Origin of the sequence: Proteinivorax hydrogeniformans, from assembly GCF_040515995.1 — a bacterium.
Taxonomy (GTDB): domain Bacteria; phylum Bacillota; class Proteinivoracia; order Proteinivoracales; family Proteinivoracaceae; genus Proteinivorax; species Proteinivorax hydrogeniformans.
Genome location: NZ_CP159485.1, coordinates 1,355,016 through 1,373,565, shown reverse-complemented (window position 1 = coordinate 1,373,565; position 18,550 = coordinate 1,355,016). Strand labels below are relative to the sequence as shown.

General features: G+C 36.2%; 14 protein-coding genes and 1 tRNA gene. 4 read left to right on the top strand and 11 right to left on the bottom strand.

From position 1 onward, the window contains the following. Positions 1–40: 40 nt before the first annotated feature. A complete protein-coding gene (locus tag PRVXH_RS06495; protein ID WP_353894490.1) occupies positions 41–1,018 on the bottom strand; it encodes a S66 peptidase family protein in 978 nt (325 codons plus the stop codon). A gap of 177 nt (positions 1,019–1,195) precedes the next feature. Between PRVXH_RS06495 and PRVXH_RS06490 the strand changes: the two genes are divergently transcribed. Then, positions 1,196–1,271 (top strand) — tRNA-Trp (locus PRVXH_RS06490). A gap of 87 nt (positions 1,272–1,358) precedes the next feature. Here PRVXH_RS06490 and PRVXH_RS06485 read toward each other — a convergent pair. Then, complete coding sequence (locus PRVXH_RS06485) at positions 1,359–1,619, bottom strand: hypothetical protein (protein ID WP_353894489.1); 261 nt, start codon at positions 1,617–1,619, stop codon at positions 1,359–1,361. A gap of 15 nt (positions 1,620–1,634) precedes the next feature. Beyond that, positions 1,635–2,882, bottom strand: a complete 1,248-nt coding sequence (locus PRVXH_RS06480) for a DNA polymerase IV (protein ID WP_353894488.1) — start codon at positions 2,880–2,882, stop codon at positions 1,635–1,637. Between the two features lie 120 nt (positions 2,883–3,002). Between PRVXH_RS06480 and PRVXH_RS06475 the strand changes: the two genes are divergently transcribed. Beyond that, a complete protein-coding gene (locus PRVXH_RS06475) occupies positions 3,003–4,181 on the top strand; it encodes a D-alanyl-D-alanine carboxypeptidase family protein (protein ID WP_353894487.1) in 1,179 nt (392 codons plus the stop codon). Between the two features lie 272 nt (positions 4,182–4,453). On the opposite strand, the gene PRVXH_RS06470 is transcribed toward PRVXH_RS06475, so the two are convergent. The 3 genes from PRVXH_RS06470 to PRVXH_RS06460 all read right to left on the bottom strand — a co-directional run bounded on the left by PRVXH_RS06470 (position 4,454) and on the right by PRVXH_RS06460 (position 8,508). After that, entirely contained in the window at positions 4,454–5,935 is a 1,482-nt protein-coding gene (locus tag PRVXH_RS06470; protein WP_353894486.1) for an IS1182 family transposase, read from the bottom strand. Between the two features lie 806 nt (positions 5,936–6,741). After that, entirely contained in the window at positions 6,742–7,320 is a 579-nt protein-coding gene (locus tag PRVXH_RS06465; protein WP_353894485.1) for a hypothetical protein, read from the bottom strand. Between the two features lie 153 nt (positions 7,321–7,473). Beyond that, complete coding sequence (locus tag PRVXH_RS06460) at positions 7,474–8,508, bottom strand: M42 family metallopeptidase (protein ID WP_353894484.1); 1,035 nt, start codon at positions 8,506–8,508, stop codon at positions 7,474–7,476. A 560-nt stretch (positions 8,509–9,068) separates the two neighbouring features. On the opposite strand from PRVXH_RS06460, the gene PRVXH_RS06455 reads away from it, so the two are divergent. Continuing rightward, positions 9,069–9,239 (top strand): hypothetical protein, encoded by a 171-nt coding sequence (locus PRVXH_RS06455; protein WP_353894483.1) that lies wholly within the window; start codon positions 9,069–9,071, stop codon positions 9,237–9,239. A 742-nt stretch (positions 9,240–9,981) separates the two neighbouring features. Here the strand turns inward: PRVXH_RS06455 and PRVXH_RS06450 are convergent. Next, complete coding sequence (locus tag PRVXH_RS06450) at positions 9,982–10,254, bottom strand: EscU/YscU/HrcU family type III secretion system export apparatus switch protein (RefSeq protein WP_353894482.1); 273 nt, start codon at positions 10,252–10,254, stop codon at positions 9,982–9,984. A 9-nt stretch (positions 10,255–10,263) separates the two neighbouring features. Then, positions 10,264–11,769 carry a hypothetical protein gene (locus PRVXH_RS06445; RefSeq protein WP_353894481.1) on the bottom strand — a complete coding sequence of 502 codons (1,506 nt, stop codon included), beginning with the start codon at positions 11,767–11,769 and terminating at the stop codon, positions 10,264–10,266. Between the two features lie 199 nt (positions 11,770–11,968). Here PRVXH_RS06445 and PRVXH_RS06440 point away from each other — a divergent pair, with 199 nt between their 5' ends. Beyond that, positions 11,969–13,771: a heme NO-binding domain-containing protein gene (locus PRVXH_RS06440; RefSeq protein WP_353894480.1), complete on the top strand. Its 1,803-nt coding sequence runs from the start codon at positions 11,969–11,971 to the stop codon at positions 13,769–13,771. A gap of 377 nt (positions 13,772–14,148) precedes the next feature. On the opposite strand, the gene dapG is transcribed toward PRVXH_RS06440, so the two are convergent. The 3 genes from dapG to PRVXH_RS06425 all read right to left on the bottom strand — a co-directional run bounded on the left by dapG (position 14,149) and on the right by PRVXH_RS06425 (position 18,329). Then, positions 14,149–15,387 (bottom strand): aspartate kinase, encoded by a 1,239-nt coding sequence (dapG, locus tag PRVXH_RS06435; protein WP_353894479.1) that lies wholly within the window; start codon positions 15,385–15,387, stop codon positions 14,149–14,151. Positions 15,388–15,510: 123 nt separating this feature from the next. Further along, complete coding sequence (gene murJ / locus PRVXH_RS06430; RefSeq protein ID WP_353894478.1) at positions 15,511–17,043, bottom strand: murein biosynthesis integral membrane protein MurJ; 1,533 nt, start codon at positions 17,041–17,043, stop codon at positions 15,511–15,513. Positions 17,044–17,834: 791 nt separating this feature from the next. Further along, on the bottom strand, positions 17,835–18,329 hold the full coding sequence (locus PRVXH_RS06425; protein WP_353894477.1) for a VanZ family protein: 495 nt from the start codon (positions 18,327–18,329) through the stop codon (positions 17,835–17,837). Positions 18,330–18,550 lie beyond the last annotated feature (221 nt).

Genomic DNA, 18,550 nt, shown 5'->3' with positions numbered 1-18,550 from the left:
AAAAAGGTAACTCCTTACGTTTAATGTAAGGAGTTACCTTTTAATGTTCTAAAACTTCAATCTTAGCTTTTTCTTCACTTGCACTCATCCTCATTCTTCCCCCAATGGGAATAGTAGCCCTAGGGGTAGTATGACTTATGTCTACATCGGTTAAAACCGGTATGTTATTCAATTCCTCTTTACTTGTGATAATTTTTCGCAGTAAATCTGCTGCAAAACGAGACCTTCTCTCAAAACGTCCAATAATAAGACCTCTAACCTTGTCAAAATTTGGTTGATGTATAATGGATTGTAAATCTCTATCAAAGGTTTGAGGGTTTGTCTCATAGTCATCTTCCACAAATAAAATTTTGTCAGTCAAATCTGGCATAAACTCTGTTCCGTGTAGAAGATTAAATGTGCATAGATTACCTCCTATAGCCACTCCTTCAGCTTCCCCAGGGTTAATCGTTTTAAACCCACGACTTTCCCTAAATTTTCGATTTTGTTGATCCATAAACCATATGTCGTCACTCCAGTAGCTGCTAGGAGTTAATTCATATGGTTCATCTTGCATAAGGCAGTTTTCAAAATGCTCCATAGTGTACTCAATGCCTTTTAACATACCGAAAGAGGAAAAATGCGGCCCTGAATAACCCACAAGATTGGTTTTACTATATATAGCATTACTCAATGCTGTGATATCTGAAAAACCACATAATACCTTTGGATTATTTTTTATCAAAGAATAATCCATATAGCGCAATATTTGATTGCTGTTATATCCACCTAAGGTGGTTAAAATTCCTTTAACATTGTCGTCAGAAAAAGCTTCATGAATGTCGTCCACTCTGGACCTGATAGAAGAAGACATAAAGTCGTCCATTTCCTCCGAGTTTTTAGAAAAAGTCACATTTAAGCCCATTTTGTTTAATCGCTCTATCGCTAACTCTCTTTGCTCAGCGACAATAACTTTTAGGCTGCTAGCTGGAGATATAACTCTAACTTCATCCCCTTTTTTTAGTTTAGATGGTATCATAGCTCTCCTCCTTTTGTCCCTTAATTATTATTCTAGACAAGCTCACTAAATTCCTTTAAAATGGTTATTAACACTTGTATTTCAGGCTGCAAAGCACTTAAAAAATAAATCCTACAAAAAAAATGCAAAAAACCCCTTGCAAAACCTCAAATTCTATTATATAATATTCATTGTTGCAGGGGAGTAGCTCAATTGGTAGAGTAGTGGTCTCCAAAACCATTGGTTGCGGGTTCAAGTCCTGTCTCCCCTGCCAAATAAATATGTTATCAAAGACTCGATATAATATCGAGTCTTTTTTTTATGCCTTTTATTATTTAAGTTACTAAATTATAAAGATATCTCACATCTTATACAAATACCATTTTCCTTTAAAATCATATTTAAGTTCGTAGAGTCTTTCGCAGTTTTCTACCACACTTTGGCACCTAAAAATAAGCATTGGCGTTCCCGCTAGTCGCTCTTCTTTTTTATAAATAACTCTTTCTATTTTTACAACCTTGTATTCTCCCTCCACTCCCTCAACTCTATACCGTAAAGGATTTACATTGCCATCTTTGTCAAACCAAACAATCATATCTATAGGCTTCATTAAAACCTTCAAAGAATCTCACCTCTGCTACAATATACTTGAAACCATAGGGTAGTCCTCGCTATCAATAACTCCCCCTTCTAACGGCTTTATACCAGAATGTAAAAAACATGATCTAAAAACTGCTTTAGAGCCATATCTCATTCTTATGTTATCTATAGTTTTATCTAGCTCCCTTTTACTTTCATCTTCTTCCGCCCAAAAGGAAAGCTGCTCGCAATCAGAAGTATATATATCGCTTAGGGCTACTCCCATCTTTCGGATAGGCTTTTTATGCCATATCTCTAAAAATAACTCTTTTACTACTTTATATATAGCGTCGGTAGATGAAATGGCGGTGGCGACCTTCCGTTGATGTGAAAATGAGTAAAAATCTTTATCCTTAATATGAATTTTAATAACTTTTGCCCTAAAGTCTCCTCTCCTTAGCCTAGCGGTAACAGTTTCCGTTAGCGAAAGTAGCAGCATCAACGCTTCCTTTTCGCTGCAAACATCAAATGCAAAGGTTGAGGAATTACCTAATCCCTTTACAGGCATTAGATCATTGCGAACTTTTGAATTTTCTATGCCATTGGCGTAATTATGTATTAACACACCATGACTTTTAAGCATACTGTATAACTTAGACCTGTCAGTTATAGCTAGGTCACCTATGGTGTTAATTCCCTTTGCCTTTAGTTTTTTAGCTGTTCTACTCCCCACCATAAATAACTTATCTACAGATAAAGGCCACATCTTAGCAGCCATCTCTTCGTGGAACAAAGTATGAACTCTATCTGGCTTTTTAAGATCCGATGCCATTTTAGCTAACAGCTTATTAGGTCCTATACCTACATTAACAGTAAATCCCAGTTCTTCTTTAATCCTATTTTTTATGCTGTGAGCAGCGCTTACTGGATCACCAAAGTGTTTTTCCATATTGGTATAATCTAAAAACATTTCATCAATCGAATAAAACTGCACATTAGGTGAGTATCTGTTTAATAACTTCTCCATTTCCTGACTACATTTCATGTAAAGGTGGTATCTAGGAGGAGCCACCACCAATTCTGGGCATTTAAGTCTAGCAGAAAAAAGAGTTTCACCAGTTTGAATATTATACTTTTTAGCTGGGATCGACTTTGCTAACACAATTCCATGACGACTTTTTTCATTGCCACCGACTACAGAAGGAATCTGTCGCAGATCTACCTCTTCCCCCATTTGTAACCTATGTACAGCCTCCCATGACAGATATGCAGAATTTACATCCACATGAAATATAATGTTGCTCATTTTTAAAGCCACCCCTTTGATGTTTATAACTTAAGTATATACGAACAAGTGTTCTATGTAAAGTTAATTCTCTATTGCTAACCATGGCAATTTGTGTTAGCGTAAAATAGGGGAGGTGATATGTTGACATTAGAAAAGTCATATAAAAACTTTGCTGGTATAGCTTTGGCAATAGCATTTATAATAATTTTATTTTTTGCAAACTCCTACCTTAATTCAGACAATCTTCCTTCAGGCTATGCTTTGCTCACAGTAGAAATAGGTGAGGTAGAAGGCGGAAAAGTGTCCGGTGGTGGTCAATATAAAGAAGGTAAAAATGTTACTGTTAAAGCTCAACCTAAAGAAGGTTATAAGTTTGTCGGTTGGCAGAAAAATGATGAAACCATTTCCACCCAAAAAATATACGACGTTAACTTAAAACAAAGCAAAACGATTACTGCTATATTCCAAGAAGCTGCAACTCTCACTATAAAAAAGGGGAAAATACCAGGAGGTACTGTTGAAGGTAGCGGCCAGTATAAAAAGGGTGAAAATGTATCAGCAATTGCAAAACCAACTACAGGATATGAATTTGTGGGCTGGGAGAAAAATAACACCGTTATTTCCACGGATAAAGAAATTGAACTAACCTTAGAAAATGACAAAAAAATAACTGCAATCTTTAAACTAGTTGACTCGCCAGTAGAAAACAACCTTGTAATAGCTGATGGTGACTATCTTAAAGCTTTAGTGACAAAAGATACCTATTTAGGAAGATACCATCCGGCTGATTTAAAACAAATTCCGGTAGAATATACTCATGATGGTATGCATCTAGAACTAAGAGAAGAAACCTTAGAACATTTAATAGTACTTTTAAATGTTGCTAAAAGAGAAGGGATAAACGAACTAGTAGCTAGATCAGGATATAGAACCTTTGATTTTCAAAAGAGGATTTTTGCAAATCAAGTTTCACGTCATGGCAGTGAAGAACAAGCAAATATAGTTAGCGCAAGGCCAGGTCAGTCAGAGCACCAATTAGGTACTGCCGTTGACTTTAGTGACAGCTCCGGGGTACTTTCAGAAAGCTTTGCCAATACTTCAGAAGGAAAATGGTTAGCTGAAAACGCTCATAAATATGGCTTTATCATGAGTTATCCTGAAGATAAAAAACATATAACAGGTTATATTTATGAACCATGGCACTTTAGATATGTCGGCATAGAAACGGCACAAAAATTTAAACAATCAGGACATAAAACCTTAACGGAATTTTTAAAAGAACAGAAACAATACTTTGAAAAAATTGATACAAACTAAAAAAAGGCTGAGACGTATCTAGCCAAAACAAATAAAAAAATGGTTCCGATCATCGACTTTTGATGATTGGAACCATTTTTTACTTTCAAAACCAACCACAGCCACCGTGGCCAATTAAAGTTTTATGCTTTTGATGCCCTATCCCCTCGTAGAGGTAGGGGTTGACCTCCAGACTGTGTCAGAATTACTACTAAAAAGCAAGAATTTTACCTTGAAAGTCTGTTTATGCACTTAAAAAATGATGCTGAGGAAAAAGAAGCAATAACCCTCATTTATAAGGTGGTTATTACTTCAACTAACTGCTTGCTTCCCAGGATATTTATTGCTCTTTTAAGGTTGTATGCTAAAAAAGTCAATGAAAATTCACCCACGACATTATTTAACCCTTTAGTTAAACAATATCCTGAGTCAAAAGCTCTTTTTATAGTTCCAAAAGGGTGCTCTACTATTGCTTTTCTTTTCTTAAGTATGCTCAAGTCCCTTTTGACGGTAACCTGCTTTATCTTTAAGTCCTGATCATTATAGCTTTTTGACCAGTCCTTTTGTTTCATCCTCTTAGAAAAAAACTTGTGTTTACCTTTACAGCACTTACTGTCGCATCTGTTACAAGCTTTCTTGTTCAAAAATCTTGCTTCCTTTTTCTTCTTGTTAAACGAACTGGGATATAAAATCTTACCCATTGGACAAATTGCAATGTTACGGTCTTTTATGTACACAATTCTACCGTTAGACTGAGTGGTTATTTTTTCTCTTTCATCTGTTTCTGCTTCAATACAGATAGTAATGTCTTCATCCATAGTAACATGAGGCTCTATCCCATTCATTAGACACTCTGCTATATCAGTAGCTGAATCATATCCCTTATCAGCAGTAGTTTTTATACTTTCTACTTCTAATAACTCTTTAGCTTTTTCAGCAGTTGTAGATAAGTGTCCATAATCAGTAATGCTATTAGTTACATCAAACTCTGCTAACATTTTGTACTTACTATCTACGGCTGTTTGGATATTGTAACCTACATCTGTGTTACCGTATTTTCTAGACATTCTTCTAGCATCGGGATCAACAGTAGAAATTTGTGTTTCTTCAGTTTCTTCTAATTTTGCAGCCATATCTTCGTATTGTTTTTTCTGCTCATTTAAACCTTCGATAATTTGATTTATTTCCTCAGCTGAAAACTTTTTATCAACATTGGATTCTTCCTCATCATTTTTATCTAGTGATTCCATATATGTATTGATTTTTTGGTCTAATCTTTGTATTCTATCGGCGATTTTCTTTTGGTTATAGTTATTTTCTTTAGAATTTACCGCTTTAAATCTACTGCCGTCTACAGCTAATAACTCCTTGCCAAAAAGGCCTAGTTTACTTATTAATCTATTAAAGTTTTTAAACACGTTTTTTAATGCACTTGGGTTGTTTTGTCTAAAGCGTGAAATTGTTTTATGGTCAGGGGTTAGCTTTTTAGTCAGCCACATCATTTCAACGTTTCTGATAGTTTCATTTTCTAATTTTCTTGAGGATCTAATTTTATTCATATATCCATATACATATATTTTTAGCATAGTTTTAGCAGGATACATAGGAGCCCCGACCTTATTAGGTTCAATATTTACAAAGCCTAACTTTTTTAAATCTAGACTGTCAATATAGGCATCAATAACCCTTACAGGATTATCATCACTTATATAGTTATCTATTGTATCTGGGAAAAGCGTTATTTGATCGCGATCTTCACCTTTAATAATGTTCATTTTCATCACCCTTTTTAACATAGTCAAAAGCTTAATGAACCCCCTGATATATATGGGGTCGTATACTATACATTATATCATATTTAGAGTTTTATGAACATTATTATATCATGAATTATGACACAGTCTGCCTCTGTGTCAACCCCTCAGCAAATGGCTAACCGTAATGGCAATGACACCAAAAAAACCACATCACCGTAGCTTATTTCGAAATCTTTTCTAACTGTCCAACTAACCAACCTTCCGCTGACCCTAAAGCAGAACCAATATAAAACCAACTAGCCACGAAAACGTATAAATTTGCTTATTCTGCTGGGCCAAACGGCATGCTATAAACTTGCTTATTCTGCTGGGTCTGATTCGTTAATAAAGTTGAAGGTGGAAAGTGGAAGCTGGAGTTCGTTGTGTGGGTCCTGCGCTCTTATGAGCTAGATCCTTCGGCGTGCCTCAGGATGACTTTATCAATTAATAAGAGTTCCCTATTTGGTTATGGTGGTTCACATTGCCAGTGTGTCTTACAGGGCCGTTCCAATATGGATGACATATATGAACGAGTTTGTACCAAGCATGTAGATTATTTCGTTATCTTTACCGTGGCAAATTAAGATCTTAGGGGGTGTAGGTTTTATTACCAACCTCAGACCTCATACTACTTATTACTACTACATCTTTACCGTGCCAACTAGGTTTTGTGCTTTTGATGCCTCATCCCCTCGCAGAGGTAGGGGTTGACCTCTGTGTCAACCCCTCAGCAAATGGCTAACCATAATGGTGATGGCCTGGCCCAGACTCTTTTTCATTATAGATTATAGAAATATCTCTTTTTTCTCCTTTAAAATATATTCCCGTTTGTTGTTTTTACTTGCCTGCAAGACTCCCTCTTTTAATAAAACTAAAATCAAGGCATAAATCACCTGTCCTGAAGAATTAGAATTATACGTGGTTTGCTGTATAATCTCCTTTTCAAACTCCCCTAATATATCAGACCTTTTAATAACTTTGTTCTCCTCGATAAAACTAAAAATAAAAGTCAAAATTTCTCTGGCTAATAATGCAGGAAACCTAATTGTAGTCGCATATTTACTGTTTGGCCTTCTTATAGCTATAGTGATGATATCATTGTGAATTGTCCAGGTAGTTCGTTTTGCGGGCTCATCATCCTCAACCCTCTCACCAGTGCTATATAATGTCCACTCTCTTAAAAATTGCTGATAGTGTTGAATTGCCCTCTCAAGGTGCAGTATTTTTTTTTGGCAATCAGATAAAAAACTAGTTAAATCTTGCGTATTATCCATGCTGCCCTTAATTTTATTTACCTCAACGCTCCGTTTAGAAATTAACTTTTTAAGTATATTTTCAAGGTCATCTCTAGAAAAATCACTCAACGGCCTCACCCCTTTTATCCACGTATTCCACTTTTATATTATGTATATGCAAAACCCATCACTTTAGACGTGGGAAGCAACTAGTGTACTAGAAAAAGAGGTAAAGAGCCAAATTAAAAAAAGCTGGAGCAAAGTTGCTCCAGCTTTTTAAGCTTATAAACTAAAATCACCTTTATGAACATTTTCTAAAAACTTAGCTAATAAATCAATTGTTGCTTGTAAATCATTTTTATTAGCTGTTTCCACATTACTATGAACATAGCGTGTAGGAAGGGACAAACTTACAACAGGACACCCTGTGTGAGAGCGCTCTATTGCGCCTGCATCAGTTCCACCTCTTGGAAGAATCTCCATTTGATATTTTATATCGTTATCTTCCGCTATATCTCTCATAAAGTCTACCAATTTATAATTGGAGATAGAAGCAGAGTCCATCAGCTTAATGGCAGCTCCTTCACCTAGCTTAGTAACTACAGAATCAGGAGAGCCACCAGGAACATCACCAGCGATAGTAACGTCCAATGCAAGGCCGATATCTGGTCTAACACCATACGCACCTGTGGTAGCTCCACGTAGCCCTTGCTCTTCTTGTACAGTAGCTACAGCATAAATGTCCACATCATGATCTTTTAACTTTTTAACAGCTTCAAGCATAATATAAACCCCTGCTCTATCATCTAAAGCCTTAGCAGAAATATTGTCACCTATTTCCTCGAAGTTTCTGTCTAAAGTTACAAAATCACCAATTCTAACAAGCTTTTCTACCTCTTCTTTACTCCTACCTAAATCAACAAAAAAGTCCTGAACTCTTAAAGTTCTTTTAGCCTCTTCAGGAGTCATTAAGTGAGCTGGTTTAATGCCAGGCATCAATACACCTTTAAGATCTTCTCTACCATGTACATTAACTCTTTGAGCTACAAGCGTACGAGGGTCAAAACCTCCCACAGGATTTAAGCGTAAAAATCCTTTGTCATCTATGTGAGATACGATAAAGCCAATTTCATCCATATGTCCACATAGCATAACCTTTTTGCTTCCGCTTCCTTTTTTAACGCCGATAACATTTCCCATAGCATCTACGCTAATTTCATCCATCAAGCCTTCCATTTCCTCAATAACTATCTTTCTTATCCGCTCTTCTCTGCCTGGTGTACCATTAGCTTCAGTCAGCCTTTTAAGTAATTCCAAAATACTTACCCCCTATTTTTTATTTTAGCCTACCATCTTTATAACAGTAAAGCTATAAAATTAATATAAAAACTCTCTTTATAATATTTCCACAAACGAAACAAAATACCTGCAAAAATCAGAAAAAGTTGGGAAATTGAGCAACCTCCCCCACTCCAGGTTGAAAGTGGAAGGTGGAAAGTGGAAGGTAGAGTCCGTTGTGTCGGTCCTGCGCTCTTATGAGCTAGATCCTTCGGCGCACCTCAGGATGACTTTATCAATTAATGTGAGCTCCCTATTTGGTTATGGTGGCTCACATAGCCAGTGTGTCTTACAGGGCCTTCCCAATATGGATACCATAAATGAATGGGCTTGGACCCAGTATGTAGCTTATTTCGTGATGTTTACCGTGGCCAATAAGGATTAGCAGGTAGTAGATAGTAGATAGTAGTTAGTAGATAGCAAAAACAAATTCTGCCAGACAGAACAAACCGCCCTTGATCTCCTGACCACTGACCAACTGTCCAACTAAGCTTTTAAAATTTTAAAGCTACCCCTCAAAGAGGTAGGGGTTGACCTCTGTGTCAACCCATCAACAAATGGCTAGCCATTATGGTAATGACCAAAAAAAACAACTACAGCAGTGGGCAATTAGGGCTTTGCACTTAATCCTGTTAAAGCCAATAAAAAACCAACTGGCCACGAAAACGTATAAACTTGCTTATTCTGCTGGGCCAAACGGCATGCTATAAACTTGCACAAGGGACAAGGGGGACTGGTATGCTGTACCATCGATTCCCAATGGGACAGTCGTACCTGTCCCCTCTGTCCCGAAGATGGATAACCCCATAAATTTGATAATTCTACTGGGTCTGAAAATAGTTTTTTTAAGAGAGGATACTTTTACATCATTAAGTTTTTTTATCTAAAACCGGGTCTTTCCAAAAATGACCACCATAAATGAACGAGTTTGGACCAAGCATGTAACTAATTTCGTAATCTTTACCGTGGCCAATTAGGGTTTTGGTTTTATCGTTGATGAAGTGGAAAGTAGAAAGTGAAAAATGAAGCTGGGGTTCGTTTTTTGGGTCCTGTGCCCTTGTGGGCAAGATCCTTCGGCATGCCTCAGGATGACTTTTTGGGTGTCTCTGCGGTGGATTTCCCCCCCTTATGTTGTGATAAATTGTTGCCAACATCAGACATCATACTACTTATTACCACTACTCATGTAACTTATTTCGTTATCTTTACCGTGGCCAACTAGGTTTTTATGATTTTGATGCCCTATCCCCTCGAAGAGGTAGGAGTTGACCTCTGTGTCAACCCCTCAGAATGGCTAACCATAATGGTAATGACCACCAAAAACAACCACAGCCACCGTGGCCAATTAAAGATTTGGTGGTTTTGAATTAAGCTACCAACCTCCGACCTCATATTACTAATTACCACTAGCTAAATTGTAAATTGTAAATTCGCCCTTGAACTCCTATCCAACTAGTTCCTTCTGTCCAAAGAGTAAACAAACACCAACACCTCAGCTACAGCCTTATAAAGCTCTGGGGGTATATTTTCCGCTACCTCTAGTCTTATGAGCTGCTCCACAAGATTTTTATCATTATATAGGGGCACGTCATTTTCCTTTGCTAAGTTTTGAATTTTTTCAGCTACAGCCCCTCTCCCCTTTGCCACAACCTCTGGGGGTGCTTTTTTCTCTTTCTGATATTTAAGTGCCACTGCTTTTGTTTGCTTAAATTCTTCATCAGCCATTCTTCTCACCTACACTCTTATATCCAGCTTATTTATGCTTAGATCCTGGCTTTTACTATATTCAACATCTTGCTCTTCTTTTAATTTAACATCTAAGTTTAAAACTTTAAACTCTTGCTCAAGAACATTTTCTAACCTATTAAGCTCCGGTTTTAAAAGCATAATAGTTTTTTCATTTTCCACTTCAAAAACACAGCTAAGGTTCTTATCCTTTATATCCAGCTTTGATACTACAGTTCCGATATTTTTAGTTTGAACATTTACAGTAACAAAAGTTCTTCCTGATTCGGACTTGTCTTTGCTTGTTTTGCCTTCTTTTTTTACGCTGATATTCGCCATATGTAGTTCGCTCTTATGCTCGATTGGCACATCAAAAGTAAGCATATAGTTTTGAGTTGATGAACTAGCGTTAAATGTCGCTAGTTGCTGAGCTTCCATTGCCGCAAAGGATCGAGAGATATTTACCAAAGACCGGACTATCTCCCCTCCTTCTTCTCGAAGGTTAGGTGAAAGGTTCTCCCCTTTAGTGATCTTTTCCCCTGTCTGTTCTACATTTTCATTTATCTGTAAATTTTTTAAAAGATTACTGTTTATCTTCTCATCTTGGCCCGTTAAATTTGGCTCAAGAACCAGATTTTTTAATAACTCAAACCCTGTCACTAACTTTAAAGGCTGTGCCGGCTGGGATTTTGTAAATGCCTGTTCTGTAATTAAAGGAGCTTCATTACTATTGGGCAGTGCATTGGTGCTAGGCTGCTGTTTAGCATTAACGGCACTACTTAGTAGTTTAAAGATATTTTGTGCTTTAGGCTCAGTTAAAACTTCTTTAACTGAATTATCTATCCCGTAAGTAGTATCTAAAGAAACTTTGTTGCTTTGGATAAAGCTATTTATCTCTGCTCCTAATTGGCGTAAACTAGGCGAGCTGCTTTTAACAAATTTGTCAGCATGTTGCTGCAAATTTATTAATTCCTCCTTCACAGTAGCGCCTACATCCGACCTCATTGTTTGAACATTTTCTTTAGAAAGACTGGCACCCACTTTTAATAAAGAAACCAAACGATGAATAACCTCTTTGTTGTTCTCTTTAGGTGGCAAAAGGTTATTTATCTTTTGTATATCTCCTTTATCTAAATTTACTTTAAGCTCCATCATCTTTTTAACTATTTCTCTGCCCTGCTCGGACTTAGGTAAGTTTAGCTCAGTTAACACCCTGTCTAGCGCTTGCTTAACCTGATGCTCGCTCTTTTCACTTTCTGCCGGCTTTAAAATCATCTCACCGGATTTATTCAGCCCAGAATATATAAAATACTGTTCGCTCCCCTCCCTAAGAGGCACATCTATAGTCTTAGTATTTGCCGTTAATAGCTTCCCTTGTAATTTCAGGGTAACTCCTTGGGCATACACCTTCATTATTTTAGCTTTTACCTTCTCTCCAACTTTAAGTTGAAGATTATCACCTTTTTTGCTATTTAATAAGAGTTGTGTGGTAAATCCTCTGATCGAGTCCAGCAAGCTTTCCACCTCCTAGCTACTTGCTATAATAAAAAATTCGCCAAAATTCAACAAATCCCTGTTTTTTCATTATATTTATTTGATATGTATATACACATAACCGTTTCTTTCTAAATCCCATTGTCGAATTCAGTCTAATATATTATAATAGTAATTAATGTTAATAATAACAATTACAAGAAAATGAGGTGGTCTAAAGTTGAAAGGAACAGTTGTTTCTGCATGGCTTAATTCAGCAAAAGATTTATATGGCGAACCCCTAGTAGCTAAGGCTATGAAGGAAGTAAATTGGGAAAAAGATAAAATAATTAAACCAACCGAAGACATTGACGAACAGGTGCCCTATAAAATAATAGAGTACATAGCAAAAGACCAAAACACAACAACAGGACAAGTATGGCAGGAAATAGGCCAAAAAAATATAAATTCCTTTTTTAACCTCTATCCAAGTTATTTTCAACAAAAAAACCTATACTCTTTTTTAAGATCTATGGATGATATCCATGCAATCATAACAGAAAAAGTGCCTGGTGCTACCCCACCACGCCTTATTATGGAGGTAGTTTCTTCACACCAAGCTACAATTAAGTACATATCTAAACGTAAAATGTTTGACTATTTTATCGGTCTTATAAAAGGGGCATCAGATTTTTTCAACGAAACAATTGAGGTAGAAACTCAAAATAAAGAAGAAGACAGCATAACCATAAAAATAACTTTCTCTGAGCAGATCCACTATATAAAAAAATACTCTTTAAACAAAATACTTTCCTTTGGATTTATCAAAAGTTACGAAGCAAAGTCTGCTATTTTATCAACTGCAGTAACAGCTGCAGTAGCATATCCTTTGCAGCTATTACTTCCTCAAAATCTATTTATTCCTTCGCTACTTATATCCTTTTTCATAATTAATTTGGCTAGCTCTAAGCTACTGAATCGACCATTAAAAGATGTGATAAACTCACTAGATAGCATGCTCGACAAAAACTATTATACTTCTACGGAGCTAAAAACTGGTGATCAGCATGAAAAACTACAAACAATGGTAAATGATTATAAGGTTAGTTTAGTAAAAGATTTAATAGGTTTTAAAGGCATAGCAGATGAAATGAATAGTTTTGGTTCCACTTTAACTGGTATCTCTAATGACATGGACCAAACTTCTTCGGAAATTTCGGATGTCGTAGAGCAAGTAGCAGAAGGAGCAATCAACCAGGCAGAAGAAACTGAAAGCTCTGTAGCAATTCTTAGCGATAACATCGTCTCTCTAAGAGAGATTGTAGACAAAGAAAATCAAAGTAAAGAATTACTTGAAGGCGTAGTTAAAGATATTAATAGAGGTTATAACGATGTTGTAAACACAACAGAAAACATCCAAAAAATAGTTTCGCAGTTTGCTACGTTAAAAGAAAATAGTGATAAGCTCGAGCAACAAGCCGGTGACATAACAGAGATAGTAGAAACTGTTACCTCTATTTCAGAACAAACTAACCTCTTAGCCCTTAACGCATCCATCGAGGCAGCAAGAGCTGGAGAACAAGGCAAAGGCTTTTCCGTAGTCGCAGAAGAAATTAGAAAACTTGCGGAAGAATCAAAATCAGCTGCTTTAAGCATTAACGATAACTTAAATACCTTTAGCGAAAGAATTTTTGCCATAGTAGAAGATATAGAATCTCAGTTTGGGATTTTAAAAGAGGAAAGCGGAAAACTAAATAGCGTAGCTGACTCAAATAAAAAGGCAACCGAAAGTATAAGCTCTGTTACACAAGCAATTATCGAAATGATAGATCAGCTAACACTAGAAACCGACTCCATTTCAAATATATACGAAAAAATTGAAAGTCTTGCAGCCATAGCTGAAGAAAACTCTGCGTCTAGCCAAGAGGTTTCGGCCAATGTAAACCAGTACACCGATAGAATAAAAGATATGTCTCAAAATATCAAAGAGTTTAAAAAACTCACTGGTGAGTTTAAGCAAGATTTAGAAAAACACCAAATATAGTATACAAGCAAAAAGCCTAGCTATTTACAGCTAGGCTTTTATTATTAGATACTTTTTAGCATTTTTTCATATAAATCTTCATTACCCTTAACCCCACTATAGAACGCTATAGGCACAATAGCAACGCCTAAGGAGAAAATGATAATTACAGTCATTAGTAATAGCCTTGTCAACTATCCCGTGATAGTAATATCAGAAAACATTAAAAAAGAAAGCCTTCCAATTCCAACCACTTTTCCTCTTTTTTCTTGATTTACTTTGTATTATAGGTCTACACCGTAATCGGTCGTGTTTTTTCGACACTCCAGATTAACTTGGCACAAAAAAACAGCAAGTTTTTTAAAAAACTTGCTGTTTTACATCTATATTATTAGTTATTATAAGTCTACCTTTTGCTGCATAGGATGTGCCACGTTGTTTTCAATCAAAGCTGAATGCAGTAAGCTTACACTCTTTCGTGCGTGAAAGCTTTTCACCAAAATTGAAATGTTTATATGAGAATCTGCCGTCTGTAAAATAGGAATTTTATCAGCGCATAATGGTTCCAAAACTTCAGATAAAACACCGGGCTTACCCTGCATTTTTACCCCTACCACTGTGATTTTTGTACAATCCTCTTCCAAGCTGTAACGCAAATCTAAACTCTCCAATAAAGTAATTAAATTCTCCTTGCTTTGTGACTTTATTGTAAAGGTTTTAGTATATGGACTTATGTTTATCAAATCTATACTTATACCGGCTTTGGCTATTTGTTTAAAAAGCTTCAGTTCCAGTTCTTTATCTTCCTTACTAAAAAACACATTTACCTGCACAAGATTACCTATCTCTGCTATGCCGGTGATTAAATTTCTTTCTTTAATAGGCCCAATGCTTCTAGCATCTCTTATTACAGTGCCTTCTCCATCAGAGCTCGACTTAATATGCAGAGGTAAGCTAGAGCTTTGAGCTAGTTCTACAGCTCTAGGATGAACTACTTTTGCCCCTGCATTTGCCATTTCAAAGATTTCTTCATAGCTTATTTCTTTAATTTTTCTAGGGTTTGTAACAACTTTTGGATCTGCTGTCATCACACCGTCTACATCAGTATATATTTCAACAGTCTCCGCCCTCAAAGCTGCGCCTAAAGCGACAGCAGTAGTATCGCTTCCACCTCGCCCTAAGGTGGTAATTTTATTTGACTTAGCTAACCCTTGAAAACCTGTAACAACAACTACAGGCGAGCGCTCAAAAGCTTTTTCGATATTTTTAGTATCAACGCCTAAGATATTAGCATCAGTAAAATTATCGTCGGTTATTATCCCTACATTCCAGCCTGAAAGCAGCTCACATTCCTGTCCTAAAGACTCTATTTCAGCTGCAAGCATAACTGCCGAAATAGCTTCGCCACAAGACATTAACTGGTCTACCTTAGAGTTTGAAATATTAGAATAGTCTTGTATTAAGCTAAGCAAAGTATCAGTTGCATAGGGAGAACCTTTTCTTCCCATAGCAGAGACAACAACCACTATTTTTTGCTGCGGTTCTTTATTTATATTTTCTACAATTCTTTTAGCAATTTTTCTTCGCTGATCAGCAAAAGCAACAGAAGTTCCACCGTATTTTTGAATTTTTATCATACTATAGCCCCTTCTAAGATGAAAATTATATGTTTCTACATAAGTTACTTAAAATATTTAAATGAATTTTATCGCATTTGATATAACTATATAGTATATTCCCTATACTTTAACCTCTATAAATTAAAAATTTATACCATTTAATCTCCCCTTCAATTTATCTTTTAAAGCATCAGATAAAACATCAACTTCATTAATTTTCATACAGAAAATAATTCCAAAGTAAACTAGAGCTCCAACACCTATGGAAATTATTAGCGACAGATTAATACTTAATACACGCGTAGCCAACTCGAAAACAACCTTTGCCACAACTCCCATTAAACAGGCAGCAAAAACTATCTTGCCAAAGGATATAAATATATTTTTCATCCCTAATCTACCTATCTTCTTCTTTAAGCTGAAAATCAATAAAGCTGAACAGAAAATAGCTGAAACACTCGTGGCTAAGGCTAGGCCACCTATACCTAAAAATCTAAACAAAATGATATTTAAAACAACATTTAAACCTACAGCTATAGAAGCATTTACCATCGGAGTTTTTGTATCCTGCAATGAAAAGAAAACTCTAGATAAAATCTCCCTCATTCCAAAAGCAACCATCCCTATTGAATAAAAGAACAAAGCGGTGCTAGTTAACTTGATAGCTTCTAGACCAAACTCTCCCCTACCAAATAAGAAATCAATTATAGGCTCAGCAAAAATCATAGCTCCTACAGTTGCCGGAAAAACTAACAAGCTTATCCCAACAACTGACTCCGACAATGTCTTTTTAAGACCTTTTAGGTCACCATCAGACGCCATCCTTGCAATCATCGGGTACATAACTGTTGCAATTGATATAACAAATATCCCGTTAATAAAGCCGTTTAACCTGTAAGCATAATTCAAAGCTGAAACGCCACCTATTATTTCCGATGCTAGATTTCTATCAACCAGCTTATTTATTTGGTTAATAGATGTCCCAAACATAACAGGCATAGTCAAAAACGCAAGCTTTTGAAGCCGGGGATCTTTTAAATTAAATGTAGGAGTATATTTGAAGCCTTTTTTTACTAAAAAAGGCAAAAGCACAAGTAACTGAACAATCACAGCTATTATCTTTCCATATCCTAAAAGGTCAGGACTGAAAATAGAGCTCAGTAGCATAGTAAGCATCAAAATTAAACTCATAGGTATTCCTATAAGCTCTGGCGCAAGAAAGCTATTTTTAAGGTTCAAATATCCATTTAAAACGTGAATCATTGCAGTAAAATATATACTTAGGATAGTAATCCTAGTGAATTTAACTGCATAGTACATAGACTCGCCTTCAAAACTCCGTGCAAACAGGGTCACCACAGCTTCTGGAAACAACTGAACCACTACTACAATAATTGTACAAACGATCATTAGCGTGGTGATTATATTACTGGTAAAAAGATTAGCTTCTTTCTCTTTTTTGTCCTTTAAAATCTCACTGCTAAGTGGAATATATGTCGTCTTTATCGCTGTTCCAAAAAAAGAAAAGATAACAGCAGGAATAGTAAGAGAAATTAAAAAAGCATCACTTATCTGAGAAGTGCCATAAAAATGTGCTAGAGTTATCTCTCTAGCAAAACCAAAAACCTTAGAAGCAATTATTACAATCATTAAAAGTAGAGCAGTTTTTTTCACATCAACACCTCATATGTCAAGAAAATTATTTAGTATATGAATGAAATAATCACTTTTATCATAAACTAATATTTTATATATACAATATTATAAAGCAAATCTAACAGCCAAACAAGCAGATTTTAGCAGGAAAAAATACCAAGGAACGCATGGACTGGTATACCCCCAGTGGCACGGCTGTACCTGTCCCTAGCATCCCGAGATGGCAACCCTATTGATTGGTCAGTGCAAAGTAGCCTATTTCTAAATCTTTATCGTGGCAAATTAGGGTTTTATGGTTTCCCCCTCGAAGAGGTAGGGGTTGACCTCTGTGTCAACCCATCAGCAAATGGATAGCCAATATGGCAATGACCAACAAAACCTACTTAAGAGGCAATTAAGGTCTTGAGGTTAAGTGTTTCTGCTAGTCTGGAAATAAATGTTTTGTAAGGGAGCACTACAGTGCTCCAGCAGAAGTCATTATGGTTAAAAATAAAAACACTTCTAGAAGTAGACTTGCTAGCAAAATGGAATGTAGAAAGCGAATTAAACCGGGTCTTTCCAAAGTGAATACCATAACTGAACGAGTTTGGACCAAGCATGTAACTAATTTCGTGATGTTTACCGTGGCCAATTAAAGATTTTGTGCTTTTGAAGTAAGCTACCAACTTCCGATTTCATATTACTGATTGCCACTACTCATGTAGCCAATTTCGAAATGTTTACCGTGGCCAATCAAGGTCTTTAGGTTTTGAAATATGCTTTCTCACTTCAAACTCTTAACCTCCCACTCCTAAAACTTTGCCCTTAAACTACAAATCACTGCTCCGATTTAGCCTCTTCCTTCTATATCTGTCCAACAATTTTCCTATCCCTAAAAAGCAACCTATCCCAAAACCTGCTCCTATACTATCAATTATCACATCGGTTACCTCTCCGCTTCTACCCGGCACAAATAATTGATGCACCTCATCACTGATAGCGTAAATAACACATATTGCAAAAGACAAATATATAGACTTAGCTTGGCTAAACCCGCTAACATTAAAAGCATTAACTACAAGGATACCCAACACAAAATAAACAAAAAAGTGAGCCCCCTTCCTAACTAGTAAATGTAAAGTATCAAACCCTATAATAGCTTCAGGAACAAAAACCCCAAAAGCACGAGCTACTATTTCTGTCACCCCACTACTTAACTCGCTTGATTCCGAAGCGGGCTGAGCCGAAAAGTAAAATATCAACCCCATCCAAAGAACAACCATACTCCAACATACAACACTCTTTATTTTAACTTTCTTCAACATACATACACACTCCCAAATAAAAATTCAAAATAATAAATCAACTGGCCGCGAAAACATATAAATCTGCTAATTCTGCTGGATCTGGAAATAGTTTTTAAGAGAGTAGATACTTTTACATCATTAAGTTTTTTATCTAAAACAGGGTCCTTCCAATATGGATGACATATATAAACGAGTTTGGACCAAGCATGTAGCTAGTTTCGTTATGTTTACCGTGGTCA